Source organism: Nonomuraea sp. NPDC049624 (genome assembly GCF_040675255.1).
Lineage (GTDB): Bacteria > Actinomycetota > Actinomycetes > Streptosporangiales > Streptosporangiaceae > Nonomuraea.
This window is the reverse complement of record NZ_JBFAOR010000002.1, coordinates 1,089,705-1,112,138: the sequence shown is the minus strand read 5'-3', so window position 1 is coordinate 1,112,138 and position 22,434 is coordinate 1,089,705. Positions and strand designations below refer to the sequence as shown.

At 71.4% G+C, this 22,434-nt stretch carries 25 protein-coding genes and 1 pseudogene; 19 read left to right on the top strand and 7 right to left on the bottom strand.

The window, feature by feature from the left end; translation table 11 throughout:
• Positions 1–13 precede the first annotated feature (13 nt).
• Entirely contained in the window at positions 14–940 is a 927-nt protein-coding gene (locus tag AB0J76_RS11420) for a DUF389 domain-containing protein (protein WP_352318656.1), read from the bottom strand.
• A gap of 63 nt (positions 941–1,003) precedes the next feature.
• On the opposite strand from AB0J76_RS11420, the gene AB0J76_RS11415 reads away from it, so the two are divergent.
• A complete protein-coding gene (locus AB0J76_RS11415) occupies positions 1,004–1,138 on the top strand; it encodes a hypothetical protein (protein WP_352318657.1) in 135 nt (44 codons plus the stop codon).
• Here AB0J76_RS11415 and coaA read toward each other — a convergent pair.
• Positions 1,110–2,012 (bottom strand): type I pantothenate kinase, encoded by a 903-nt coding sequence (gene coaA, locus AB0J76_RS11410; protein WP_352318785.1) that lies wholly within the window; start codon positions 2,010–2,012, stop codon positions 1,110–1,112. The genes AB0J76_RS11415 and coaA overlap by 29 nt on opposite strands.
• A 204-nt stretch (positions 2,013–2,216) precedes the next feature.
• Here coaA and AB0J76_RS11405 point away from each other — a divergent pair, with 204 nt between their 5' ends.
• The 12 genes from AB0J76_RS11405 to tsaD all read left to right on the top strand — a co-directional run bounded on the left by AB0J76_RS11405 (position 2,217) and on the right by tsaD (position 12,773).
• Positions 2,217–3,620 carry an alkaline phosphatase PhoX gene (locus tag AB0J76_RS11405; RefSeq protein WP_352318659.1) on the top strand — a complete coding sequence of 468 codons (1,404 nt, stop codon included), beginning with the start codon at positions 2,217–2,219 and terminating at the stop codon, positions 3,618–3,620.
• A gap of 13 nt (positions 3,621–3,633) precedes the next feature.
• Positions 3,634–3,984 carry a holo-ACP synthase gene (locus AB0J76_RS11400; protein WP_352318661.1) on the top strand — a complete coding sequence of 117 codons (351 nt, stop codon included), beginning with the start codon at positions 3,634–3,636 and terminating at the stop codon, positions 3,982–3,984.
• A gap of 113 nt (positions 3,985–4,097) precedes the next feature.
• The gene (locus AB0J76_RS11395) at positions 4,098–5,561 is read left to right on the top strand and encodes an NAD(P)H-hydrate dehydratase (RefSeq protein WP_352318662.1); all 1,464 of its coding nucleotides are present in this window, start codon (positions 4,098–4,100) and stop codon (positions 5,559–5,561) included.
• Positions 5,562–5,622: 61 nt separating this feature from the next.
• On the top strand, positions 5,623–6,771 hold the full coding sequence (gene alr / locus AB0J76_RS11390; RefSeq protein WP_352318787.1) for an alanine racemase: 1,149 nt from the start codon (positions 5,623–5,625) through the stop codon (positions 6,769–6,771).
• Positions 6,772–6,790: 19 nt separating this feature from the next.
• Positions 6,791–7,843: an alpha/beta hydrolase gene (locus AB0J76_RS11385; RefSeq protein ID WP_352318664.1), complete on the top strand. Its 1,053-nt coding sequence runs from the start codon at positions 6,791–6,793 to the stop codon at positions 7,841–7,843.
• A complete protein-coding gene (gene tsaE / locus AB0J76_RS11380; RefSeq protein WP_352318666.1) occupies positions 7,843–8,295 on the top strand; it encodes a tRNA (adenosine(37)-N6)-threonylcarbamoyltransferase complex ATPase subunit type 1 TsaE in 453 nt (150 codons plus the stop codon). Before AB0J76_RS11385 ends, tsaE begins: the two co-directional genes overlap by 1 nt.
• A 211-nt stretch (positions 8,296–8,506) precedes the next feature.
• Positions 8,507–9,154 (top strand): hypothetical protein, encoded by a 648-nt coding sequence (locus AB0J76_RS11375; RefSeq protein WP_352318668.1) that lies wholly within the window; start codon positions 8,507–8,509, stop codon positions 9,152–9,154.
• A gap of 3 nt (positions 9,155–9,157) precedes the next feature.
• Entirely contained in the window at positions 9,158–9,694 is a 537-nt protein-coding gene (locus tag AB0J76_RS11370) for a class F sortase (protein WP_352318670.1), read from the top strand.
• Positions 9,695–9,704: 10 nt separating this feature from the next.
• Positions 9,705–10,634 carry an aminoglycoside phosphotransferase family protein gene (locus AB0J76_RS11365; protein WP_352318672.1) on the top strand — a complete coding sequence of 310 codons (930 nt, stop codon included), beginning with the start codon at positions 9,705–9,707 and terminating at the stop codon, positions 10,632–10,634.
• A gap of 27 nt (positions 10,635–10,661) precedes the next feature.
• Positions 10,662–11,306 carry a tRNA (adenosine(37)-N6)-threonylcarbamoyltransferase complex dimerization subunit type 1 TsaB gene (gene tsaB / locus AB0J76_RS11360; RefSeq protein ID WP_352318674.1) on the top strand — a complete coding sequence of 215 codons (645 nt, stop codon included), beginning with the start codon at positions 10,662–10,664 and terminating at the stop codon, positions 11,304–11,306.
• 11 nt (positions 11,307–11,317) lie between these two features.
• Positions 11,318–11,749 carry a ribosomal protein S18-alanine N-acetyltransferase gene (rimI, locus tag AB0J76_RS11355; protein ID WP_352318789.1) on the top strand — a complete coding sequence of 144 codons (432 nt, stop codon included), beginning with the start codon at positions 11,318–11,320 and terminating at the stop codon, positions 11,747–11,749.
• Entirely contained in the window at positions 11,742–12,773 is a 1,032-nt protein-coding gene (gene tsaD / locus AB0J76_RS11350) for a tRNA (adenosine(37)-N6)-threonylcarbamoyltransferase complex transferase subunit TsaD (RefSeq protein ID WP_352318676.1), read from the top strand. Before rimI ends, tsaD begins: the two co-directional genes overlap by 8 nt.
• Before the next feature lie 59 nt (positions 12,774–12,832).
• On the opposite strand, the gene AB0J76_RS11345 is transcribed toward tsaD, so the two are convergent.
• The 3 genes from AB0J76_RS11345 to AB0J76_RS11335 form a co-directional block, all read right to left on the bottom strand.
• Entirely contained in the window at positions 12,833–14,641 is a 1,809-nt protein-coding gene (locus AB0J76_RS11345; RefSeq protein WP_352318677.1) for a hypothetical protein, read from the bottom strand.
• 195 nt (positions 14,642–14,836) lie between these two features.
• Entirely contained in the window at positions 14,837–16,000 is a 1,164-nt protein-coding gene (locus AB0J76_RS11340) for a class I SAM-dependent methyltransferase (protein ID WP_352318679.1), read from the bottom strand.
• A gap of 98 nt (positions 16,001–16,098) precedes the next feature.
• Entirely contained in the window at positions 16,099–16,593 is a 495-nt protein-coding gene (locus tag AB0J76_RS11335; protein ID WP_352318681.1) for a MarR family transcriptional regulator, read from the bottom strand.
• Positions 16,594–16,697: 104 nt separating this feature from the next.
• Here AB0J76_RS11335 and AB0J76_RS11330 point away from each other — a divergent pair, with 104 nt between their 5' ends.
• From AB0J76_RS11330 to AB0J76_RS11315, 4 genes are all read left to right on the top strand, one after another.
• Positions 16,698–17,552 (top strand): NAD-dependent epimerase/dehydratase family protein, encoded by an 855-nt coding sequence (locus AB0J76_RS11330; protein WP_352318683.1) that lies wholly within the window; start codon positions 16,698–16,700, stop codon positions 17,550–17,552.
• 171 nt (positions 17,553–17,723) lie between these two features.
• On the top strand, positions 17,724–18,038 hold the full coding sequence (gene groES / locus AB0J76_RS11325) for a co-chaperone GroES (RefSeq protein ID WP_226899011.1): 315 nt from the start codon (positions 17,724–17,726) through the stop codon (positions 18,036–18,038).
• A 69-nt stretch (positions 18,039–18,107) separates the two neighbouring features.
• Positions 18,108–19,727, top strand: coding sequence for a chaperonin GroEL (gene groL / locus AB0J76_RS11320; RefSeq protein ID WP_352318685.1), 1,620 nt, complete (start codon positions 18,108–18,110; stop codon positions 19,725–19,727).
• 86 nt (positions 19,728–19,813) lie between these two features.
• Entirely contained in the window at positions 19,814–20,503 is a 690-nt protein-coding gene (locus AB0J76_RS11315) for a GNAT family protein (RefSeq protein WP_352318687.1), read from the top strand.
• Here AB0J76_RS11315 and AB0J76_RS11310 read toward each other — a convergent pair.
• A pseudogene (locus AB0J76_RS11310) lies at positions 20,470–20,709 on the bottom strand (hypothetical protein); the annotation flags it as partial. The gene AB0J76_RS11315 and the pseudogene AB0J76_RS11310 sit on opposite strands and share 34 nt — an antisense overlap.
• Before the next feature lie 550 nt (positions 20,710–21,259).
• On the opposite strand from AB0J76_RS11310, the gene AB0J76_RS11305 reads away from it, so the two are divergent.
• Positions 21,260–21,895: a sigma-70 family RNA polymerase sigma factor gene (locus AB0J76_RS11305; protein WP_090930520.1), complete on the top strand. Its 636-nt coding sequence runs from the start codon at positions 21,260–21,262 to the stop codon at positions 21,893–21,895.
• Positions 21,892–22,074 carry a hypothetical protein gene (locus AB0J76_RS11300; protein ID WP_352318689.1) on the top strand — a complete coding sequence of 61 codons (183 nt, stop codon included), beginning with the start codon at positions 21,892–21,894 and terminating at the stop codon, positions 22,072–22,074. Before AB0J76_RS11305 ends, AB0J76_RS11300 begins: the two co-directional genes overlap by 4 nt.
• Here AB0J76_RS11300 and AB0J76_RS11295 read toward each other — a convergent pair.
• On the bottom strand, positions 22,035–22,412 hold the full coding sequence (locus AB0J76_RS11295; RefSeq protein ID WP_090930411.1) for a DUF5319 domain-containing protein: 378 nt from the start codon (positions 22,410–22,412) through the stop codon (positions 22,035–22,037). The two genes, AB0J76_RS11300 and AB0J76_RS11295, sit on opposite strands and share 40 nt — an antisense overlap.
• Between the last annotated feature and the right edge of the window lie 22 nt (positions 22,413–22,434).

Genomic DNA, 22,434 nt, shown 5'->3' with positions numbered 1-22,434 from the left:
GGCCTGGCCTCGTTCACACGGATGAACGCTGTCCTACTTGAGGCCAGAATTTCCGCTGGACCAACAGCGTGGCGGTGCCCGAGATGACCATGCCGAGGATGTTCACCGCGAGCTGCGAGACCGACCCCGCGACCTCCGCCCAGTCGCCGAGCCCCAGCGCGACGGCGAGGTAGCCGGCCGCCGGGACGGTGGTGACCGAGATGAACACGCCGATCAGGGCCGAGGACTTGCCCGCCGTCACCGACAGGACGCCCGCCGCCCCCGCCAGCAGCGCCACGATGAACGACCACTTGTCCGGCTTGACGATGAACTGCACCTCCGCGTTCACCTTCAGGTTGCCGAGGTCGATCCAGCCCAGCCAGTTGGAGACCAGCGCGCAGGCGAAGGTGATGGCGATGGCGACGGTGAAGCCGATGACCAGCGTCCGCAGAGCGGTGGTGATCAGGCGTCCGCGCCGGCCCAGCAGGCCGAAGCAGATCGCGGCGATCGCGCCGAACTCCGGGCCGAGCACCATCGCGCCGACGATCAGGATGGGCGAGTTCTGCAGCACGCCGATGCCCGCGAGCTGCGTCGCGATGGCCAGGAAGGCCAGGTAGGCCCAGGTGATGCGGGACTCGCTGGAGACCTTGTGGGCCAGCTCCTCCCACACCACCGCGTCGTCGGGGTCGCCGGGCGCCTCCTCGACCGCCGCCGTGGCGGCCCTGGACAACGACAGGTCCACCTGTTCGATGGCGATCGAGCCGACGTCCTCCACCCACTTGAGCCTGCTGATCACCTCGTTGGCCGCCTCGCGGGCGGCGTCGCAGAGGACGACGTCGCCCGCCGGCTCGCGGGCCGCCCCGGGCAGCACGATGACGTTGGTGACGCCCGTGCACCCCTGCAACAGTGCGACGGCCTCGTCGGTGCGGTCGGCGGGGGTGATCAGTCGCAGATGCAGCACTCCGCCATTGTCGTCCATCGGACATTGACGTCGTGTTGACCGCCGTACGCGAGGCTGCCTCACATGACTCGCTTCAGATGCCACGATCACGGTGAGGACTGCTGGTTCGCCGACATCGACGACCAGGAGTGCGCGGGCCGGTTCGCCGCCTACGTCTTCGACGAGGTGTTCAGGTCCGGCGAAGCCGTACCCGCCTGACCGCGTGGTCGGCGCCCTTCTGCAGGACGAGGTCGGCGCGTCCCCTGGTGGGGGCGATGTTCTCGACCAGGTTGCGCTCGTTGATGTCGCGCCAGACGTTGACCGCGAAGTCCGTGGCCTGCTCGTAGGTGAGCTCGGCGATGTACTTGAAGTAGGACTTCGGGTCCTCGAAGGCCGTGCGGCGCAGCTTGTGGAACCGTTCGACGTACCAGGTGCGGATGTCCTCGACCTTGGCGTCCACGTAGATGGAGAAGTCGAAGTAGTCGTTGACGGCCAGGGACGTGGGCGGGGCCGGCTGGAGCACGTTCAGCCCCTCGATGATCAAGATGTCTGGATTTTTCACGACCTGGCGGGCGCCGGGGACGATGTCGTACTCCAGATGGCTGTAGACCGGCGCGTACACCTCGGGCGCGCCCGCCTTGACCTCCGCCACGAACCTGACCAGCGCGCGCCGGTCGTAGCTCTCCGGGAAGCCCTTGCGCTGCATGATGCCCTTGGCCTCCAGCACCGCGTTGGGGTAGAGGAAGCTGTCGGTGGTGATCAGCTCCACGTGCGGGTGCTCGGGCCAGCGGGCCAGCAGGGTGTGCAGCAGCCGTGCCGTGGTCGACTTACCGACCGCGACGCTCCCGGCGATGCCCAGGATGTACGGCACGCGCGCCCCCGCGTCGCCGAGGAAGGCGCTCAGCACGCTGCTGCGCTGCCTGGACCCGGTGAAGTGCAGGTTGAGCAGCCGGGTCAGGGGGAGATAGATGTCGGTGACCTCGGTGAGGTCGATGGGGTCATCGACGCCGCGCAGGTCTTCCAGCTCGTCTGCGGTGAGAGTCAAGGGCGTGTTCTTGCGGAGCTCGCTCCACTGCTCCCTGCTCAGTTCCACGTAGCCGTTGTTCACCTAGGCAGCGTAGCGATGGGGGACAAATGCGATCATGGGCGGGTACGGCGCGGGGTCGTCCACAGCCTGTGGACAAAAACATGGGATTACCAAAGCATGATTCCGGGAAGAAAGACCGGTCCCGACGATCCGGGCGTGCCGGAACCGGCGGGCGGCTACTGTTCCGGACATAGCCTCCCGGGAGGTCTTGTGGATCGCCGTCGCTTCCTCGCCAACGCCCTGGCCGTGGCCGGGCCCTTCGCCGGGGTCGCCTGCGCCGGGGCCAGGGGCGGCGTGCGGCCCGCCGTCGGCTATGGGCCGCTGCGACCGGTCGCCGACCTGCGCGACGGCAAGGTGCGCCTGCACCTCCCCGACGGTTTCCGGTACCGCTCGTTCAGCGCCGCGGGCGAGCGGTTCACCGACGGCTCCACCGTCCCGGGCAGGCACGACGGCATGGCGGCCTTCAGCGGCCCCGAGGGCAGCACGATCCTCGTCCGCAACCACGAGGTCACCGGCCCGGTCGGCGCGTTCGGCGACAAGGACACCGCCTACGACCCGGCCGCCGGCGGCGGCACCTCGACCCTGCACGTCACCCGCCACGGCGAGGTGATCAGCAGCGGTCCCTCGCTCAACGGCACCATGACCAACTGCTCCGGCGGCCCCATGCCGTGGCGGGCCTGGGTGAGCTGCGAGGAGACGGTCAACGGCCCCGACGTGGGCGACGACCCGTCCGGAAGCGACAACAGCAAGCTCAAGCGCAGGCACGGCTACCTGTTCGAGGTGCCGGTCGACGGGGTCGCGAGCGCGCGGCCGATCAGGTCGGCCGGCCGCTTCCCGCACGAGTCGGCCGCCTTCGACCCCGCCACCGGAGCCGTCTACCTCACCGAGGACAACTTCTCCTTCCCCTCCGGCTTCTACCGCTACCTGCCGCCCAAGCACCCGATGCGGGAGGGGCGGCTGCTCGACGGCGGCCGGCTGCAGATGCTCGCCGTCGTCGGCGCCGACCGCGCCGACCTGTCGCGTGGGCAGCGGGCGGGAGCCTCCTACGCCACGCGCTGGGTGCACATCGACGAGCCCGACCCCCGCTTCACCGGCAGGCCGCCCTACGAGGAGGCCGTCCAGGCGGTGGGCCGGCAGGGGCGCGCGGGCGGCGCGGCGATCTTCGCCAGGCTGGAGGGCGCGGTCTTCCACCAGGGCGTGGTGTACTTCGTCTCCACCCAGGGCGGGGCCACCGCGCCGGGCGACCGGCCGCCTCCCGGGTTCGGCGACGGGCGGGGCCAGGTGTGGGCGTACGAGACGTGGAGCGGGCGGCTGCGGCTGGTCTACGAGTCGCCGCGCTCGTCGGCGCTCGACCTGCCCGACAACGTGACCGTCAGCCGGCGCGGCACGCTGGTGCTCTGCGAGGACGGCGACGGCGACAACTTCCTGCGCGGCCTCACCAGGACGGGCGAGATCTTCGACTTCTGCCGCCTCCAGCCGATCCCCGGCGATCCGGGCGCCGAGTTCGCCGGCTCGACGTTCGGGCCGGGCGGCCGGACGCTCTATGTCAACGTCCAGGCCGTCCAGGGGCGGTCGTTCGCCATCTGGGGGCCGTGGGAGCGCGGCCTGTTCTGAGTAGCCTGGGACGATGATCCTGGGTATCGGAGTGGACATCGTCGACATCGCCCGCTTCGAGGCGGCTCTCGAACGTACACCGCAGCTGCGCGAGCGGCTGTTCACCGACCTCGAACGGCCGCTGCCGGCGCACTCGCTGGCCGCCAGGTTCGCCGCCAAGGAGGCCGTGGCCAAGGCGCTCGGCGCGCCCAGGGGGCTCGGGCACCTGGAGGCCGAGGTGCGCTGCGACGAGCTGGGCAAGCCCGAGCTGCACGTGTCGGGCAAGGTCGCCGAGGTGGCCTACGGCCTCGGGGTCAAGCGCTGGCACCTGTCGCTCAGCCATGACGGGGGCGTCGCCGTGGCCTACGTGATCGCGGAGGGATAGTTTCGGATCATGCGCGCGCGGCGGCGCCGTCGCGTGGAGCGGCAGCTGGAGCGGAGCGACCGGAGCGGGGGAAGGCGGCATATGGCGACCGAGCAGCCGAACGGAGTGAGGCCATGAAGACCGCCTACACCGCCGACCAGATCCGGGACGCCGAGCGCACGCTGATGGCGCGCCTGCCCGCGGGCGCCCTCATGCAGCGGGCCGCCCACGGCCTCGCCGCCGTCTGCGCCGGCCTGCTGGGCCGGGTCTACGGCGCCCGCGTCGTGCTGCTGGTCGGCAGCGGCGACAACGGCGGCGACGCCCTCTACGCCGGCGAGCGCCTGGCCCGCCGGGGAGCCAGGGTCGAGGCGGTCCTGGCCGGCGCCAGGACGCACGAGGCCGGCCTGCGCGCCTTCCTCGACGCGGGAGGCCGCGTGGCCGGCCCCTCAGCCGTCCAGGACGTCCACGACGCCGACCTGATCGTGGACGGGCTGGTCGGCATCGGGGCCACGGGGGCGCTGCGCGAGCCGTACGCCCGGCTGGCCGAGGAGGCGAACGCGGCCCACGGCACGATCGTCGCGGTCGACGTGCCGAGCGGCGTCGAGGCGAGCACCGGGCGGGTCGCGGGCGCGGCGGTGCGGGCGCGGGTGACGGTGACGATGGGGGCGTACAAGACGGGGCTGCTGGTCGATCCGGGCGCCGCGCACACGGGCCGGGTCGAGCTGGTGGACATCGGGCTCGGCCCCTTCCTGCCCGACCCCGACGTCGCGGCGCTGACCCGGGCGGACGTGGAGGACCTGCTGCCCAGGCCCGGCAACGAGTCCGACAAATACCGCAGGGGCGTGCTCGGGGTGGCCGCGGGCAGCGACCAGTACACCGGCGCGGCCGTGCTGGCCGTGGGCGGAGCGCTGCGGGCGGGCGCGGGCCTGGTCCGCTACGCGGGCACCCACGAGCCGGTCCAGCAGGTGCGCGCCCACTGGCCGGAAGCGGTGATCACGCCGCTCGACCGGCCGTCCGTCGAGGACGTGGGCCGCGTCCAGGCGTGGCTGCTCGGGCCGGGGCTCGGCACCGGCGACTGGGCGCACGAGCTGGCCGCCCGCGTGCTGGCCTCGGACGTCCCGGTGCTGATCGACGCCGACGGGCTCACGCTGGTGGCCCGCGACCGGTCGTTGCTGCGCAGGCGGGCGCCCGTGCTGATCACGCCGCACGCGGGCGAGCTGTCGCGGCTGATCGGCGTGAGCCGCGACGACATCGAGGCCGCCCGGCTGGAGCACGCCCGCCGCGCCGCGGCCGAGCTGGGCGTGACCGTGCTGCTCAAGGGCTCGACCACGGTGGTGGCCGAGGAGGCCAGGCCGGTCCGCGTCAACGAGACCGGCACGTCGTGGCTGGCCACCGGGGGCACCGGCGACGTGTTGTCGGGCGTGGCGGGCGCGCTGCTGGCCCAGGGGCTGTGCTGTTACGACGCGGGCTCGGCCGGCGCGTACGTGCACGGGCTGGCCGGCCGGCTGGCCGCCCGCGGCGCCCCGCTCACCGCGGCCGGGGTGGCGGCGGCCGTCCCTGAGGCCATCCGGTCCGTCCACGGCGAACCTCGTCCCTGAGCGGTGCGAACCGCGCTCGACCACCCGTCTGAGCTGCCACACTGGAGAGATGTACTCCTCGATGGCCACCCCCGCCGAGGCGCGGGTCGACCTGTCCGCCATCCGGCACAACGTGGCCCTGCTCAAGGAGCGGGCGGGCGGCGCCGAGTTGATGGGGGCCGTCAAGGCCGACGCCTACGGCCACGGGCTGGTCCCCTCGGCCAGGGCCGTCCTCGAGGGCGGCGCGTCCAGGCTGGGCACGGCCTTCGTCGCCGAGGCGCTGGCGCTGCGCGAGGGCGGCGTCACCGCGCCCGTCCTGGCCTGGCTGATCACCCCCGGCGAGCCCCTCGACCGGGCCGTGGCCCAGGACATCGAGCTGTCAGCCGCCCACGAGGGCCTGCTCGACGAGATCGCGGCCGCCGCCCGCCGCGTGGGCCGTCCGGCCAAGCTGCACCTGGAGGCCGACACCGGCATGAGCAGGGGCGGCGCGCCGCTGGCCGCCTGGCCGGGCCTGCTGAGCAGGGCGCTCGAGCTGCGGGCGGAGGGCGTCGTCGAGATCGTCGGCCTGTGGTCCCACTTCGCCTGCGCCGACCTGCCCGGCCATCCGTCGGTCGATCAGCAGCTGGAGGCGTTCGAGAGCGCGCTGAAGCAGGCCGAGCAGGCGGGCGCCGCCGGGTCGTCGGTGATCAGGCACCTGGCCAACTCGGCCGCCGTGCTGACCCTGCCGGCCGCCCGCTTCGACCTGGTCAGGACGGGCATCGCCATGTACGGGCTGAGCCCCGTCCCCGAGCTGGGCGACTTCGGGCTGCGTCCGGCCATGACCCTGACGGCCAGGATCGCGCTCGTCAAGCGCGTCCCTCAGGAGTCGGGCGTCTCCTACGGTCACCTCTACGTCACCGACCACGAGACCACCCTCGGCCTCGTGCCGCTCGGCTACGCCGACGGCATACTCCGGCACGCGTCGGGAAGAGCCGAGGTGCTGGCGGGCGGGCGCCGCCGGAAAGTGGCGGGCCGGGTGTGCATGGACCAGTTCGTGATCGACGTCGGCGACGACCCCTTGTCGCCGGGCGACGAGGTGGTCCTGTTCGGTCCCGGCGACGGGGGCGAGCCGACTGCCCAGGAATGGGCGGATACCCTCGGCACGATCACGCATGAGATCGTGACCAGGATCGGTTCCCGGGTGCCGCGGGTCCACCAGCATGTGACGGCGGGCACTCCGGAGCGGCCATGAGCGGAGAAGGATCGGGGACATGACGACGACAACACGGCGGCGCAGGGTCGGAATCGCCGGCGCGATCGTCGGAGCGGCGTCGGCCGGTGTCGCGGCGGCGGCTCTGGCCAAGCGCTACGCGGTCGGCCGGATCAGGCTGCGGCCCGACGAGGAGGCCAGCGAGCCGTTCGGCGAGCTGCGCGGCAGGGAGCGCACGCTCGTCACCTCCGACGGGGTGGCGCTCCACGTCGAGATCGACGGCCCCGAGGACGCGCCGCTGACGATCGTGATGTGCCACGGCTACTGCCTCAACCTCGAATCGTGGCACTACCAGCGCAAGGAGCTGCGCGAGAACCACCGCCTGGTGTTGTGGGACATCCGCTCCCACGGCCGCTCGCAGCGCGGCACGGCCGACGACAGCACGATCGACCGGCTGGGCCAGGACCTCGCCGAGGTGATCGAGGAGTTCGTGCCCGGCCCGTGCGTGGTGGTCGGCCACTCGATGGGCGGCATGACGATCATGGCGCTCGCCGACAGCCACCCTGAGCTGTTCGGCGACAAGATCCGGGCGGTCGCCCTCATCGCGACCTCGGCGGGCAAACTGGCCGAGCTGACGCTGGGGCTGCCGGCGATGGTGTCCAAGGCCGTGCACAAGGTCGCGCCGTCCACCGTGTCGCTGCTGGGCAGGAAGGGCTCGCTGATCGACAAGACCCGGCACGCGGGCAGCGACATCGCGTTCCTGATCACCCGCTACATGGGCTTCGGCGACTCCGCGAACGTGAGCCCGACCGTGGTCGACTTCGCCGAGTCGATGATCAGGCAGACCCCCACCGAGGTGTTCGCCGCCTTCTACCCGGCCCTGATGAACCACGACAAGTTGTCCGCGCTGCACGTCCTCGACCCGGTCCCGACCGCCATCGTCTACGGCGAGCGCGACTGGCTGACCCCGCCCGACCACAGCAGGGCCATCGCGGCGGCGCTGCCCAAGGCGCAGGTCACCGAGATCCCCGACACCTCCCACCTGATCCAGCTGGAGCGCCCGGGGATCGTCAACGACGCGCTGCGCGACCTGATCAAGCGAGTGGAGTTGTAGTGCGACTGGCGACAGCGGAGGACATGCGGGCCTACGGCGCCCGCCTGGCGGCCCACCTGCGGCCCGGCGACCTGATCGTGCTGTCCGGCCCGCTCGGCGCGGGCAAGACCACGCTCGTCCAGGGCATCGCCGAAGGGCTCAAGGTGCGCGGGCCGATCACCTCGCCCACCTTCGTGATCGCCAGGGTGCACCCGTCGCTGCGGCAGGGCCCGCCCCTGGTGCACGTCGACGCCTACCGGCTCGGCGGCGACCTGGAGGTCGACGACCTCGACCTCGACGCCTCGCTGGAGGAGTCGGTCACCGTGGTCGAGTGGGGCGAGGGCCTGGTCGAGGGGCTGGCCGAAGACCGGCTGGAGATCCACATCGACCGGGAGACCGGCGACGACGCCCGCCTGGTGACCCTGCGCGGGGTGGGCGACCGGTGGGCCGACACGCCGTCTGATCCGGCCTAAGGCTAAAACGTCCGTCAATTTCCGGCAAAGCTGTCACCCTTGACGTATCTGGCCGAAGACATAAATCATGATCGTTGGTCAGGGATTTGCCCAGAATTTCTGGGTATCAGGAGGGGCGACATCCACATTTTTGGTGGATGCTGGGTGCAAGACGGCAAAGTGGGGTGCGGCGGTGCTCAGGGTCAGGCGAGTCGCGTACGCGGGTGCCATCATGGTGGTCGGGCTGACCGGGTGTGCGGCCTCGGCCGAGACCACACCGACAGGCACACCGACGGCCACAGCCACGACGTCCACCACCGCCACCGCGACGACCACGGCGACGACCACGGCCACCGCCCCGCCGCCCACCAAGAGGCCGAGCATCGCGGTCCAGGTCAACCCCGACCGGGTCACCGCGGGGGAGACGTCCAAGGTGTGGATCCTGGCCAACTGCCCGCTGCCGTCCGGCGGCCCGGCCCACACCGGCACCGCGACCTCGCGGGCGTTCCTCAACGGCGTCCCGCTCAACCCCGTGCCGGCCGGGTCGGCCACGCCGGCCACGACCGGCAGCCCGGCGAACGGCTCGCCCTGGGTCCGGGGCGAGGCGACGGTCTCCGGCACGGTCAAGCGCGGCTCGTACACCGTCGACGTCAAGTGCGACGGCACCAACGACGTCGGCAAGGCCACGCTCAAGGTGGTCAGGGCCGAGGCCGATCCGACCGGCGTGCCCACCAAGGCGCCCAGGGCGGGCGGCGGCGGCACCTTCGGCCGTGACGTCGACGACGAGTCCTCGATCCCGCTGGGCCCGGCCGGCGCGCTGGTGGCCCTGGTCCTCGTCGGCGGCGCGGTCGTGATGGTCAAGCGGCGCAGCCGGGCTTGACCGATGGCACGTCCAGGACGGGTGGTGCTCGCGGGCGCCGTCACGGGCCTGCTGCTGGTCGCCTTCGGCAAGAGCATGCAGAACTCCTCCACCCCGGCGGCGAGCGTGGTGCCCAAGAGCATCGACATCCCGTCGCTCGACCTTGAGGCCCCGCTGATGAAGCTCGGGCTGAGCAAGGACGGCGAGGTCGAGCTGCCGCCGTACGAGAAGCCGAAGATGGCCGGCTGGTACAGCGGCAGCGCGGTGCCCGGCGAGAAGGGCGCCTCGGTGATCATCGGCCACGTCGACACCAAGACCGCCCCCGCCGTGTTCTACAAGCTCAGGCAGTTGCGCAAGGGCGAGACCGTCAAGGTGGAACGCAGCGACGGCAAGGTCGTCAGCTTCAAGGTGGACGCCATCGAGCAGGTCTCCAAGGACCACTTCCCGGCCCGGCGGGTGTACGTCGACGACGGGCTCAAACTCGTGACCTGCGGCGGTAAGTTCGACTACGCCAGAGGCGAATATGTCGACAACATCATCGTCTACGCGTCCCGAGCCTGATCATGGAACGATGAGCACTGACCACAACCCGCCGGCGTCCGGCGCCCGCGTGCCCTGGCCAGAGGTCCACCCGCTGGTGCGCGAGGCGGTCGAGGGCTTCCTCGGCGGCCGCGTCGTGGCGGCCGTCACCCAGGAGGGCGGCTTCTCCCCGGCGGCCGCGGTGCGCGTGCGGACCGAGGACGGCCGGCGCGCGTTCGTCAAGGCCGTCGGCCCCGAGCCCAACCCCGACAGCGTGCGCATCTACCGCTCCGAGCTCAGGAACGCCGCCGCGCTGCCCGAGTCGGTCCCCGCGCCGAAGCTGCTGACGGCGTTCGAGCTGGAGGGCTGGGTCGCCCTGGTCTTCGAGGACGTCGAGGCCGTGCACCCCGCGATGCCGTGGCGGCGCGACGAGCTCGACCGGGTGTTCACGGCACTGAAGGAGATGTCCGCCGCGCTCACCCCGTCGCCGATCGAGGCTCCCACGGTCGGCGAGGTCATGGGCGACTCCTTCCAGGGCTGGCGCAAACTGCTCGGCGAGGACACCGCCGGGCTCGACCCGTGGGCGCTGCGCCACCTGCCCGAGCTGGCCGAGCTGGAGTCCGGCTGGGAGACGGCGGCGGCCGGCGACACCCTCGTCCACGCCGACCTGCGGGCCGACAACATCCTGCTCACGTCCGACCGCGTGTACGTGGTCGACTGGCCGTGGGCCTGCCTGGCCGCTCCCTGGTACGACCAGGTGGCCATGCTGCCGTCGGTCGGCATGCAGGGCGGTCCCGCCCCCCACGAGCTGTTCGACGATCCCGACCCGGCGGTCACCGCGGTCGTCGCGGCCCACAGCGGCTACTTCGTCCGGAACGGCCGGCTGCCCGATCCGCCCGGCCTGCCCACGCTCAGGGCGTTCCAGCGGGCGCAGGGAGTGGTCGCGCTGGAGTGGCTGAAACGGCGTACCGGCTGGGTCTGACCCGTCCGGCGGGTAGGCTAAACAGTCGTGCTGGTCCTGGCCTTTGATACCGCGACGCCCGCCGTCACCGCCGCCCTCCACGACGGCGAGCGGGTGCTCGCCGAGTCCACGACGATCGACGCCCGCCGCCACGGCGAGCTGCTCGTCCCCACCATCGAACGCGTGCTGACCGAATCGGGCGCCGCCCTGCGCGACGTGACGGCCGTCGTCGCGGGCAGCGGCCCCGGGCCCTACACGGGCCTGCGCGTCGGGCTGATGACCGCCCAGGGGCTCGCGACGACGCTCTCCGTGCCCGCGTACGGCATCTGCACCCTCGACGCGGTCGCCTACGGCAGCGGGCTCGGCGAGCCGTTCCTGGTCGCCACCGACGCCCGGCGCAAGGAGGTGTTCTGGGCGCGCTACCAGGACATGCGCACCCGTGCCGACGGCCCGTTCGTCGACCGGCCCGCCGAGGTGCCCGTCGAGGGCCTGCCGGTCGTGGGCGCCGGCGCCGGGCTCTACCCCGACGTCCTGGGCCGCCACGACGCCCCGCCCTACCCCTACGCGGGCGCGCTGGCCGCGCTGGCCGCCGAGCGGCTGGCCGCGGGCGTCCCGCTCGACCCGCCGCGGCCCATCTACCTGCGCAGGCCCGACGCCGTGGTGCCGGGCGCGCCCAAGAGGGTGACGGCGTGAGACTGCGGCCGATGACCGAGGCCGACCTGCCCGCGGTCATGGCGATCGAGCGGGCCACGTTCCCGCTCGACGCGTGGAGCGAGGGCATGATGCGCGGCGAGCTGGCCGACATGCCGCGTTCGCGCCACTACGTGGTGGCCCTGGCCGACGACGAGATCGTCGGCTACAGCGGCATCGCGGTCGCGGCCGACCAGGCCGACGTGCAGACCATCGCCGTGCTGGAGAAGCATCAGGGCACCGGCATCGGCAGCGCGATGCTGACCGAGCTGCTGGCCGAGGCGCGGCGCAGGGGCGCGCGCGAGATCTTCCTGGAGGTACGCGCCGACAACCCGCGCGCCCAGGCCGTCTACCGGCATTTCGAGTTCGAGGAGATCGGCACCCGCCGCCGCTACTACGACGACGGCACCGACGCGATCATGATGAGAAGGAAGCTGGATGGCTGACGCACCCCTGGTCCTGGGCATCGAGACGTCGTGCGACGAGACCGGCATCGGCATCGTCAGAGGCCACACGCTCCTCGCCAACACCATCGCCTCCAGCATGGACGAGCACGCCAGATACGGCGGCGTGGTGCCCGAGGTCGCCTCCCGCGCCCACCTGGAGGCCATGACGCCCACGGTCGAGGCGGCACTGGCCGAGGCGGGGCTCAAGTTCTCCGACATCGACGCCATCGCCGTCACCGCCGGGCCGGGCCTGGCCGGGGCGCTGCTGGTGGGCGTGGCCGCCGCCAAGTCGTACGCGCTGGGGCTCGGCGTGCCGCTCTACGGCGTCAACCACCTGGCCGCCCACGTGGCCGTCGACCAGCTCGAACACGGGCCGCTGCCCAAGCCGTGCATCGCCATGCTGGTCTCCGGCGGCCACTCCTCGCTGCTGCTGGTGCCCGACGTGGCCGAAGACGTCATCTCGCTCGGCTCGACCGTCGACGACGCGGCCGGCGAGGCGTTCGACAAGGTGGCCCGGGTGCTCGGGCTGCCCTTCCCTGGCGGCCCGCACATCGACCGGGCCGCCCGCGAGGGCTCCGGCACGGCCGTGACCTTCCCCCGCGGCAAGATCGACGACGGCACGCTCGACTTCTCCTTCTCCGGGCTCAAGACCGCCGTCGCCCGCTGGGTCGAGGCGCGCGAGGCGTCCGGGCAGTCGATCCACGTGCCCGACGTGGCCGCCTCCTTCCAGGAGGCCGTGGTCGACGTGCTGACCCGCAAGGCGTTGCAGGCGTGCAAGAAGTACGACGTGCACGACCTGCTGATCGGCGGCGGCGTGGCGGCCAACTCGCGGCTGCGGGCGCTGGCCCAGGAGCGCTGCGACGCGGCGGGCGTGCGGCTGCGGGTGCCCCGGCCGGGGTTGTGCACCGACAACGGGGCCATGGTCGCCGCCCTGGGCTCCGACCTGGTGGCGGCGGGGGTCACCCCCTCGACGCTGGAGATCCCGGCGGACTCGTCGCTGCCGATCACGACGGTCCACGTCTGAGCCCCGGCGGGGCCGGCGGCCGGCGGTGAGGCGCGGGGCGTGCCCCACCGCCGGGCGGGTCAGTCTTTGGTCCTGGTGGGCCGGAGCAGGGCCTCGGCCAGCGCCAGCATGGTCTCCTCCAGCGCGGCCAGCCGCTTGGTGAGGTCGTCGGTGGCCGGCTGCACGATGCCGCTGACCGTCTCGCTCAGCTCGTCGCGGTCGGGCCGGGAGCGCACCAGCTCGGTCAGCGCGTCGGCGGCGGCCGACAGGCGGTCGGCCTGCGCGCCGGCCTGCGACTCGATGAGCTCGCCGACCCGCTCGGGGATGGCCAGGGCGGCCGGGAGCTGGCTGACGTGCTGGTTCATGGCCTCGATGCGGTCGTCGACCGACTCCAGGTGCTCGCCGGCCTGATCGGCGCGGGCGGCCAGGCCGTTGAGGTGGGTGTCGAGGCCGTTGAAGCGGCTGTCGAGCCCGCTGAACTGGCCGTCGAGGGTGTCGAACCGGGTGATCAGGTGCTCCTCCGCCTCGACCAGCCGCTCGTCGATCGACTCCATCTGGTTGTCGAGCTTGTTGAAGCGGCCCTCGCTGCGCACGGCGGTCTCGGCCAGGCGCTGGTCGGTGGCCGAGGCGCGGTCGTCGAGCGCGCTCAGGCGGCCGTCGAGGGCGTCGAAGCGGTCGTCGTGGCGGACGAGGTGGCCGTCGATGGTGCCCATGCGCTTGCCGAGGCCGCCGAGCTGGCCGTCGACCGAGGTGAGGCGCTTGTCGACGCCGCTGATGCGGCCGTCGACGCCGTCGAGCCTGGTGTCGATGTCGGCCAGGCACTCGTCGGCCGACTCCAGCCGGCTGTCGAACCCGGTGAGCCGGGTGTCGAGCCCCATAAGCCGGCCCTCGACCCGGTCGAGCCGGGAGTCGACGCCGTCGAGCCGCCCGCTGAGCCGCAGCTCGCTCTCCCCGAGCTGGACGGCGAGGTGCTGGTCGGCCTCGTCGAGGCGGGCGGTGAGGCGCTGCTCGACGTCGGCCAGCCGGACCGTGAGCCGCTGGTCGCCCTCGTCGAGCTTGGCGGCCAGGCGCTCGTCGGCGCGGTCGAGCCGTTCGTTCAGGCGCCGGGTCAGCCGCTCGTCGGTCTCGTCGAGGCGGCCGGCCAGGCGTTTGTCGGCCTCGTCGAGGCGGGCGGCGATGTGTAGGTCGGTGTCGTCGAGGCGGCCGGTCAGGCGCTGCTCGGCCGCGTCGATCTTGACGGCGACCTGCTGCGACGTGGCCGCGACGCTCTCGGCCAGCTCGCCGACCACGCTCTCGACCCGCTCGGCGCGGCCCGACAGGTCGGCCACCGACTTGTCCAGCCGGGTGAAGCGGCTGGCCGCGGCCTCCATGCTGGAGTTGAGCTGCGTCAGTTTGGCGGCGAAGCCGGACATGTTCTGGGTGATGCCGTCGGTGGTGTCGAGCACCGACTGCAGGCGTTTGAGCGCCTCGTCGACCGCCTCGCCCACGGTGCCCAGGTCCGCCCACAGGCTCGGCAGCTCGGCCACCGGCGCGACCCGGGCGTCGACGTGGCCGATCTTCTCCCCGACCGCGTCGACGTGGTCGCGCACGGCCTCGACGTGCTGGGCCAGGCCCTCCGCCCACATCGGCGGCTTGGCGGTGATGTCGTCGAGCCGCCCGCTCACCGCCTCAAGGGTGCCGCTCAGGCCGCCGAGCTCGCGTTCGCGCACCTCGCGCAGCAGCCACTCCATGCCTTCAAGACGCTGGCGGATCTCGTCGAGCACGGCTCCCTGGGTGCGCTGCTCGTAGACATGGTCCTGGGCGGCGCGCGCGAGGAGGTCTCGCATCCTCTCGGAGATGGCGGACTGGCCGCCTGCCTGAAGAAGGGTGGTGTGGTTGGAATGGTCCACCGAAAGGCTCCTTCGCTCGCCGACGGTCTGCCGCGCAGCGGTGGGATAGGTCCGGTTTGCAGATGAAAGGGCGAGTACGCGGGTTACCGCATAAGGGGGAGAACTCCCGCCCGTCCACCTTAGCCTTTCGATCAAGGTCAGGCGGCGTCGAAGTGAAAGATCGTATTTAGCGGAAGAATGCCCGCTTTGGATTGTTCAGGCAGGTGGGAGGGGGTTGCAGATGATAACTGAAGGCTTATCGAGAATGCGGGTCAGGATAATGACGACGGCGTTCTCGCCGGAAAGCCGGAGATCGGCGCGCAGGCGTTCGATGTCGATCGCCGACGCGCGTTTCTTGATGGTGACATTTCCGATCCGGCGTTCGCGGAGAGCGGCGCGCAGCTTTTTCAGCGAGAACGGCATGACCTCGTCCACTTCGTACCCGGAGGCCCAGGGGGTGTGGCTGGGCTCGTCGGTGGTGATGTAGGCGATCATGGGGTCGGGCAGGCGTCCGCCGATCAGCTCGGCCACCTCGCCCACGAGGTGGGCCCGGATCGCGGCGCCGTCGGGCTCGTAGACGTAGCGGCCCATCGGGCCGACCGGCGCCTGGACCCCGGTGGCGGCCAGCGTGTGGCCGCCGGGCAGCAGGGTGGCGCGCCGGACGGGGCCGACCTGGGGGCCGGTCCAGAGGGTGGCCTCCTTGACCTCGCCCTTGTAGGAGACCCATTCGGCCTCCGCCCCCTCGGGGATGAACTCGTACGGGATGCCGGGGGCGACCTTGAGGCAGGCCCGCGGCGCCCGCGCGACCAGGTCGAGCACGACCGGCCAGGGCGGCGAGTAGGCCATGGGGTCGAACGTGCGGCCCTTGCCGCTGCGCCGGGCCGGGTCGGCGAACAGCGCGTCGTACTCCTCGGGCCGGACCAGCGCCGCGTCGCCCACCCGCACCCGCACCCGGTCGGCCAGCCCGAGCGCGTCGGCGTTGGCGCTCGCCACGGCGACCGTCAGCGGGTCGAGGTCGACGGCGTCGACCTCGCAACCGGCGCGGGCGAGCGCCAGGAGGTCGCCGCCGACCCCGCAGCAGGCGTCGATCACCCGCCCGGCGCCCATGCGCCGGGCGCGGTGGTCGGCGACCTCCCGGCGGGTGGACTGCTCCAGGCCGTGCGGGGTGAAGTACATGACCGCGGCGTCCGCGCCGAACTTCGCCGCGGCGCGCTCGCGCAGCGCCGCCTGCGTCAGCGCGGCGGAGGTGAGCGCCGCGTCGTAGGTGCGGCGCAGCCTGGTCGCCGCCGCGACCGGATCGGTCCCGGCCAGCTCCGCGGCCTCGGCGAGCGCCCGCTGCCCGCGCGGGGTCAGCAGCTCGCCGAAGGCGTCGAGATCCATGTACGCACTCCGCTCACAACTCAGGGTCGCTCACGACCAGGGGCCACTCGCGATCCGGACCGCTCGTGATCCGGGGCCCGCTCACGACTCGGGCTCGCTCACAGGGAGGTGTCGCCCAGGGAGACCAGCAGGCTGCGCAGCAGCCCGGCCAGGGCCTCGCGCTCGCCCCCGGACAGCCCGGCGAGCAGCCGCTCCTCGTTGGCGGCGTGCAGGACGAGCATCTCGTCGGCGACCCTCCTGCCCTCGTCGGTGAGGGCGACCAGCGTCATGCGCCGGTTGTTCGGCGCCGGCCAGCGGTGGACCAGGCCGCGCCGGACCAGGTGGTCCATCCGGTTGGTGAGCGCGCCGGGGCTGACCATGGCCGAGGCGGACAGGTCCTTCATGCACATGGCGTCGGCGCCGCTGCGCAGCAGCGTGGCCAGCATGTCGAACTCCCACGCCTCCAGCCCGTGCTCGGCCAGGAAGTCCTTCACGCCGCGCTCCAGCAGGCGCGAGGCGCGCGAGACCCGGCCGATCACGCCCATCGGGGACACGTCGACGTCGGGCCGTGTCCGCGCCCACTGTCCGAGAATCACGTCCACCGCGTCATCCACGGGGATCACCCTACCAAAGCTTCGATGTTGAAATGTTCGGCATCGTGCGGTACTGTCCACGACGTCGAAATGTTCAACGTAGAAGTTTTCGAGGTAGGTTCATCATGAAGGTGCTGGTCCTGGGCGCGACGGGGTACATCGGCGGCGCGGTGGTCGAGCGGCTGGCCGAGCAGGGGCACGAGGTGGCCGTCCTGGTGCGGCCCGCCGCCGACGGGTCCCGGCGCGTGCCGGGCGTGGCGGACGAGCGTCACGGAGACCTGGCCGACGTCGCGGGGCTGGCCGCCGCGATCACCCCGGACATCGACGCCATCGTGGTCGCCGCCCAGCTCGGCGGCGACAAGGAAGCCGACCTCGCCGCGATCGGCGTGCTCGCCGCGTCGGGCCGGAAGGTCGTCTTCACCAGCGGCGTGTGGGTGCTCGGCGCCACCGCCGACGGGCACGAGGAAAGCCCGGCCGACCCGATTCCGCTCGTGGCGTACCGGCACGAGATCGAGCAGCTGGTCATCGACGGCGGCGGCTCGGTGATCCGGCCCGCCGTCGTCCACGGGCGCGGCGGCGGCATTCCCGCCATGATGCGCGCGCAGGCCGCCGAGCGCGGCGCCGGCGTCTACGTCACCGACGGCGGCGAGCCGCACACCTGGACGTTCGTGCACGTCGACGACCTGGCCGACCTCGTCGTGGCCGTCCTGGAGAGGGGCGGCGCCCGCGTCTACCACGGCATCAGCGAGGAGGCCGTGCCGGTCGCCGAGGTGGCCGAGGCGGCGGCCCGGTCCGCGGGCGTCAAGCCGCAGGCCGAGCCCTGGCCGCAGGCCGAGGCGGCCCAGGTGCTGGGGGCCGGCTTCGCCGAGGCCCTGGCGCTCGGCCAGCGCATCAGCGCGACACGCACGCGCGCCGAACTCGGCTGGAACCCCTCCCGGCCCGGCGTCGTCGCCGATCTGACCGAGGGTTCCTACGTCTGATCGCTGTGAGCAGACGCGTTCGTGTTGACTGTCAAGGCCCTCTTGCATATGTTTCCTGTTGGCACTCTCACCTTGAGAGTGCCAACGTGCGACGAGGCAGGTCTGACACCCGCGACGGCAGGCCCCGCTGGTCGCCTCTTCTAGATCATTCAAATCTGAAGGGGAGGTCCGATCGTGACGACCGCCACCAAGGTTCCCGTTAAGCCGCTCGGCGACCGCATCGTGGTTCAGCCGCTTGAGGCAGAGCAGACCACCGCTTCCGGTCTGGTCATCCCGGACACCGCCAAGGAGAAGCCGCAGGAGGGCAAGGTCCTCGCGGTGGGCCCCGGCAACTGGGATGAGGACGGCGACAAGCGTATTCCGCTCGACGTCTCCGAGGGCGACGTCGTCCTCTACAGCAAGTACGGCGGCACCGAGGTCAAGTACGGCGGCGAGGAGTACCTCGTGCTCTCCGCCCGCGACGTTCTCGCGATCATCGAGAAGTAAGCCGGTTGTGTCGAGCCCCGGGCGCTCTTGAGGGCCCGGGGCTTTCGACGCCAGGAGAGGACTTTCAGCATGGCGAAGATCCTGCAGTTCGACGAGGACGCCCGTCGCGCGCTTGAGCGCGGTGTCAACGCCCTCGCGGACGCCGTGAAGGTAACCCTCGGCCCGCGTGGCCGTAACGTCGTCATCGACAAGAAGTTCGGTGCGCCGACGATCACGAACGACGGTGTGACCATCGCTCGTGAGATCGAGCTGGAGGAGCGCTACGAGAATCTCGGCGCCCAGCTCGCCAAGGAAGTTGCCACCAAGACCAACGACATCGCGGGCGACGGCACCACCACCGCCACCGTGCTGGCCCAGGCCATGGTCCGCGAGGGCCTGCGCAACGTGGCGGCCGGCGCCTCGCCGCTGTCGCTCAAGCGTGGCATCGACAAGGCCGCCAAGGAGATCAGCGACCGGCTGCTGGCCAGCGCGCGCGAGGTGGGCGACAAGAAGGAGATCGCCAACGTCGCCACCATCTCCGCCCAGGACGCCAAGATCGGCGAGCTGATCGCCGAGGCGTTCGACAAGGTGGGCAAGGACGGTGTCCTCACCGTCGAAGAGTCCAACGCCATGGGCATGGAGCTCGAGTTCACCGAGGGCATGCAGTTCGACAAGGGCTACCTGTCGGCCTACATGGTGACCGACCCCGAGCGCATGGAGTCCGTCCTCGAGGACGCGTACATCCTGCTCACCCAGGGCAAGATCTCCTCCATCGCCGACTTCCTGCCGCTGCTGGAGAAGGTCGCCCAGACCAAGAAGCCGCTGCTCGTGGTCGCCGAGGACGTCGAGGGCGAGGCCCTGGCCGTCCTGGTCACCAACAAGATCCGCGGCACCTTCACCTCCGTGGCCGTCAAGGCCCCGGGCTTCGGCGACCGCCGCAAGGCGATGCTCCAGGACATGGCGATCCTCACCGGCGGCCAGGTCGTCAGCGAAGAGGTCGGCCTCAAGCTGGAGCACGTCGGTCTCGAGGTGCTCGGCACGGCCCGCCGCGTCGTCGTCACCAAGGACGCCACGACCATCGTCGACGGCGCCGGCGACCAGCAGGCGATCGAGGACCGCGTCAAGGAGATCAAGATTGCCATCGAGCAGTCCGACTCCGACTGGGACCGCGAGAAGCTGCAGGAGCGCCTGGCCAAGCTCGCCGGCGGTGTGTGCGTGCTGCGCGTCGGCGCCGCCACCGAGGTGGAGCTGAAGGAGAAGAAGCACCGCCTCGAGGACGCGATCTCCGCGACCCGCGCCGCGATCGAGGAGGGCATCGTCTCCGGCGGTGGCTCGGCCCTCATCCACGTGGGCAAGGAGCTCGACGACCTCGGCCTGACCGGCGACGAGGCCACCGGTGTCGGCGTCGTGCGCCGCGCGCTGGTCGAGCCGGCCCGCTGGATCGCCGAGAACGCCGGCCTGGAGGGCTACGTGGTGACCCACAAGGTCGCCGAGCTGCCCGCCGGCCAGGGCCTCAACGCCGCCACCGGCGAGTACGTCGACCTGATCGCCCAGGGTGTCATCGACCCCGTCAAGGTGACCCGGTCCGCGGTGCAGAACGCGGCTTCGATCGCGGGAATGCTCCTGACGACCGAGGCGCTCGTGGTGGACAAGCCCGAGGAGGAGGCTCCGGCCGCCGGCCAGGGCCACGGCCACGGCCACGGCCACTGACCCGCCTGTTTCCCCCGCGCCCGTACGGCCCGCCCCGGTTCCCTCCGGCGCGGGCCGTCGGCTTTCCATGGCCCGTCCCTGGCCTGGTGGATTCGGCCTGGTCGGCGGCCGGCCCGGCGATGGTGTGCACTTTCGGTGTCTTCGGATGCCGACCAGGTCGCTCGAAGGATGTCCAAGCACGGGCGCTTTCGGCGATCTTCATGGCATCCTTTCGGGATATGCCACCGTTTCCGCCCGCGTTGGTCGAGCTGTCCACAGCGCAGTTCGTCCTCCGGCCGCCCAGTACGGCGGACGCTCCGGAGGTCCTGCGCCTTGCCAGGGACCCGGACGTGCTTCTCTGGAACCCCCGCTGCCGCATCGAGGACGAGGCCGGAGCCGTTGCGGACTGCCTCAAGGGCGCCGACTGGTCAGACGGAACGCACGCCACATTCTCGATCCTCGACGCCGAGTCCGGGCGTTACGTCGGCAACATCGGGTTGCACGGGCTTGACCTGGAGAACGCCCAGGCCCGGATCGGATACCGGATCGCGCCTTGGGCGCGCGGCCGAGGCGCCGCCACCGCATCCGTCCAGGCAGTCACGACATGGGCGATGACCACGCTGCAGCTCGCCCGGATCGTCCTCACGCATGCCGTCGAGAATCACGCCTCGTGCCGGGTGGCGCAGAAGTCGGGGTTCGTGCTGGAAGGCGTGATGCGATCAGCGAAGAGGTTCGGGGACGGCCGGCTTCATGATGAACACCTTCATGCTTGCCTGGCCACGGATCTGGCCTCCTGAGCATCCCTCACACCCCCGCCTCCCGGGTCGGAAAGCGGGGTCGAGGTGGGTGTGCCAGGGGCTCGGCGAGCCACCTCTGCCGGGGTGTCCCTGTTGAGCGCCTTGCGGGGGCTGACGTTCAGCTCGGCGGCCACAGCGTCGAGCTGGTCGCGAGTGTGGGCTGACAGGTCGGCGCCCTTGGGGACGTCCTGAGGTGGCAGGCCGTTGAGCCGCGTTGCTGTGGGCTGACCGGATCGCCCAGGTACGGGCATGTCGGTGGCGACCGTTGAACTCGTGGCGCCGCCCATCTCGGGGCCCTGATGCCAGGTTCGGGAGCGCCCAAGATGTGCGTCGTGCATGCTCTCGGCGTCGCGGCCCGACCACCATGGGGTGCTCTGGCGGCGCTGCTGGGCCGCTTCCCTGTGCGCGTTCCCCGGTCCTCCCGGAAGCCCCCTCATCGGGGCGTCGGCTGGGCAGGGCGGGCGCCGGTGGGGGACTGATGGGTTTTGGGGGCTTGGAAATGTGGGTGGGGCTTGTGGGGTGGAAGGGGGTGGGGGCGGGGAAAAAGGGGGAAGAGGTGGATTATTGGAGTAAACCGGCAGTGCGGGTTAAGCGTCGGGGTCTGGCAATTGTCTTGCATTTCGGCTTATCGAGTGAAACATTATGTCAGCTCATCAGGCTTAGTGTGGTCAGTCGATTACTGCTAGTTATCGTCGCTTCAATGTGACCAATCCGTAGCCGTTCGCCAGGGGGACAGGCCGGATCAGTGCGGGCATCATGCCTATCGTGAGCGAGGGAAGCGTCGCCGACGCCAAAATTGGGGTAAGGCTCGCGTCGAGACTTCCGGCACGGACGGATGACTCCGACCTTAGGGAACTGACGAGCCTCGCCGTGCAGGGAGATCGCAGTGCGATCGAATCCCTGCTCGGGGAGTTGCGTCCCATGGTGGTGCGGTATTGCCGCGCCAGGCTGGGCAGGGTTTCAGGGCAATATCACATTGCCGATGACGTAGCCCAGGAGGTGTGCATCGCGGTGTTGTCCGCGCTGCCGCGATACCGGGACATGGGGCGGCCTTTCGCGTCCTTCGTGTTCGGGATCGCCTCGCACAAGGTGGCCGACGCGCTGCGCAGTTCGGTGCGCTCGGCCGTGCCCACCCAGGATCTGCCCGACGGGCCCGACGACGGCCCCGGGCCCGAGGAGACGGTGGTCCGCTACATCGAGGTCGAGCACGCGCGCAGGCTGCTGGCCAGGCTGCCCGACAACCAGCGGGAGTTGCTGCTGTTGCGGGTGGTGTCGGGGCTGTCGGCCGAGGAGACCGGTAATGTACTCGGCATGTCACCAGGTGCGGTCCGCGTAGCCCAGCATCGGGCGCTGGCCAGGTTGCGGCAGATGGCCGAGCTGGAGTCGGCTTGACGCCGGAGGACGAGTTCCATGCGCTTCTCCAGACCGACGAGCTGCTCGACGCGGTCGCGCGGGGCCGGGCGCGGGATTCGTCCGACCCTGCGGTGCGGTTGCTGGGCGCGCTGCTGGACGATGTCTCGGAGGAAGTCGATCAGCGGCGCTCCTCCGTGTCGATGACGCCGTCGACGTAGCCTCGGGCGTACTCCCAGCTGACGTAGTCGGCGGGGTCGGGGTGGAAGGCCGGCTCGTGCACCTGGGGCTGGCCTTTCTCGATCATCTGGCGAAGGTTGCCGCGCAGCAGCTCCCAGTCGAAGAAGTGCTGCTCGCCGCACTCGGGACAGTCGAGCACGAGGCCCAGCACCCCCTGCGGTTCGAGCAGGGAGCGAAAGACCTCGACGTCTGCCAGGTCGGTGATGGCCTCGTCGCGCTCGGCCGCGGTGAGTGGCTCGGCGTCGTCGAGAGCGCCCATCGCCGAGGACGGGTCGTTCGGGTCGTCCGCGAACGGGTCGCGGGGGACGTCTTCCAGCACCTTCCCACCATATGACCGAAGC

Bases quoted from the DNA above. Each gene is read 5' to 3' on its own strand.
- AB0J76_RS11400 (WP_352318661.1), top strand. From the start codon at position 3,634: ATGATCCTGGGTATCGGAGTGGACATCGTCGACATCGCCCGCTTCGAG.
- AB0J76_RS11385 (WP_352318664.1), top strand. From the start codon at position 6,791: ATGACGACGACAACACGGCGGCGCAGGGTCGGAATCGCCGGCGCGATC.
- AB0J76_RS11365 (WP_352318672.1), top strand. From the start codon at position 9,705: ATGAGCACTGACCACAACCCGCCGGCGTCCGGCGCCCGCGTGCCCTGG.
- rimI (WP_352318789.1), top strand. From the start codon at position 11,318: ATGACCGAGGCCGACCTGCCCGCGGTCATGGCGATCGAGCGGGCCACG.
- AB0J76_RS11375 (WP_352318668.1), top strand. From the start codon at position 8,507: ATGGTGGTCGGGCTGACCGGGTGTGCGGCCTCGGCCGAGACCACACCG.
- AB0J76_RS11340 (WP_352318679.1), bottom strand. From the start codon at position 16,000: ATGGATCTCGACGCCTTCGGCGAGCTGCTGACCCCGCGCGGGCAGCGG.
- groL (WP_352318685.1), top strand. From the start codon at position 18,108: ATGGCGAAGATCCTGCAGTTCGACGAGGACGCCCGTCGCGCGCTTGAG.
- AB0J76_RS11305 (WP_090930520.1), top strand. From the start codon at position 21,260: ATGCCTATCGTGAGCGAGGGAAGCGTCGCCGACGCCAAAATTGGGGTA.
- alr (WP_352318787.1), top strand. From the start codon at position 5,623: ATGGCCACCCCCGCCGAGGCGCGGGTCGACCTGTCCGCCATCCGGCAC.
- tsaD (WP_352318676.1), top strand. From the start codon at position 11,742: ATGGCTGACGCACCCCTGGTCCTGGGCATCGAGACGTCGTGCGACGAG.
- AB0J76_RS11330 (WP_352318683.1), top strand. From the start codon at position 16,698: ATGAAGGTGCTGGTCCTGGGCGCGACGGGGTACATCGGCGGCGCGGTG.
- AB0J76_RS11415 (WP_352318657.1), top strand. From the start codon at position 1,004: ATGACTCGCTTCAGATGCCACGATCACGGTGAGGACTGCTGGTTCGCC.
- AB0J76_RS11370 (WP_352318670.1), top strand. From the start codon at position 9,158: ATGGCACGTCCAGGACGGGTGGTGCTCGCGGGCGCCGTCACGGGCCTG.
- AB0J76_RS11395 (WP_352318662.1), top strand. From the start codon at position 4,098: ATGAAGACCGCCTACACCGCCGACCAGATCCGGGACGCCGAGCGCACG.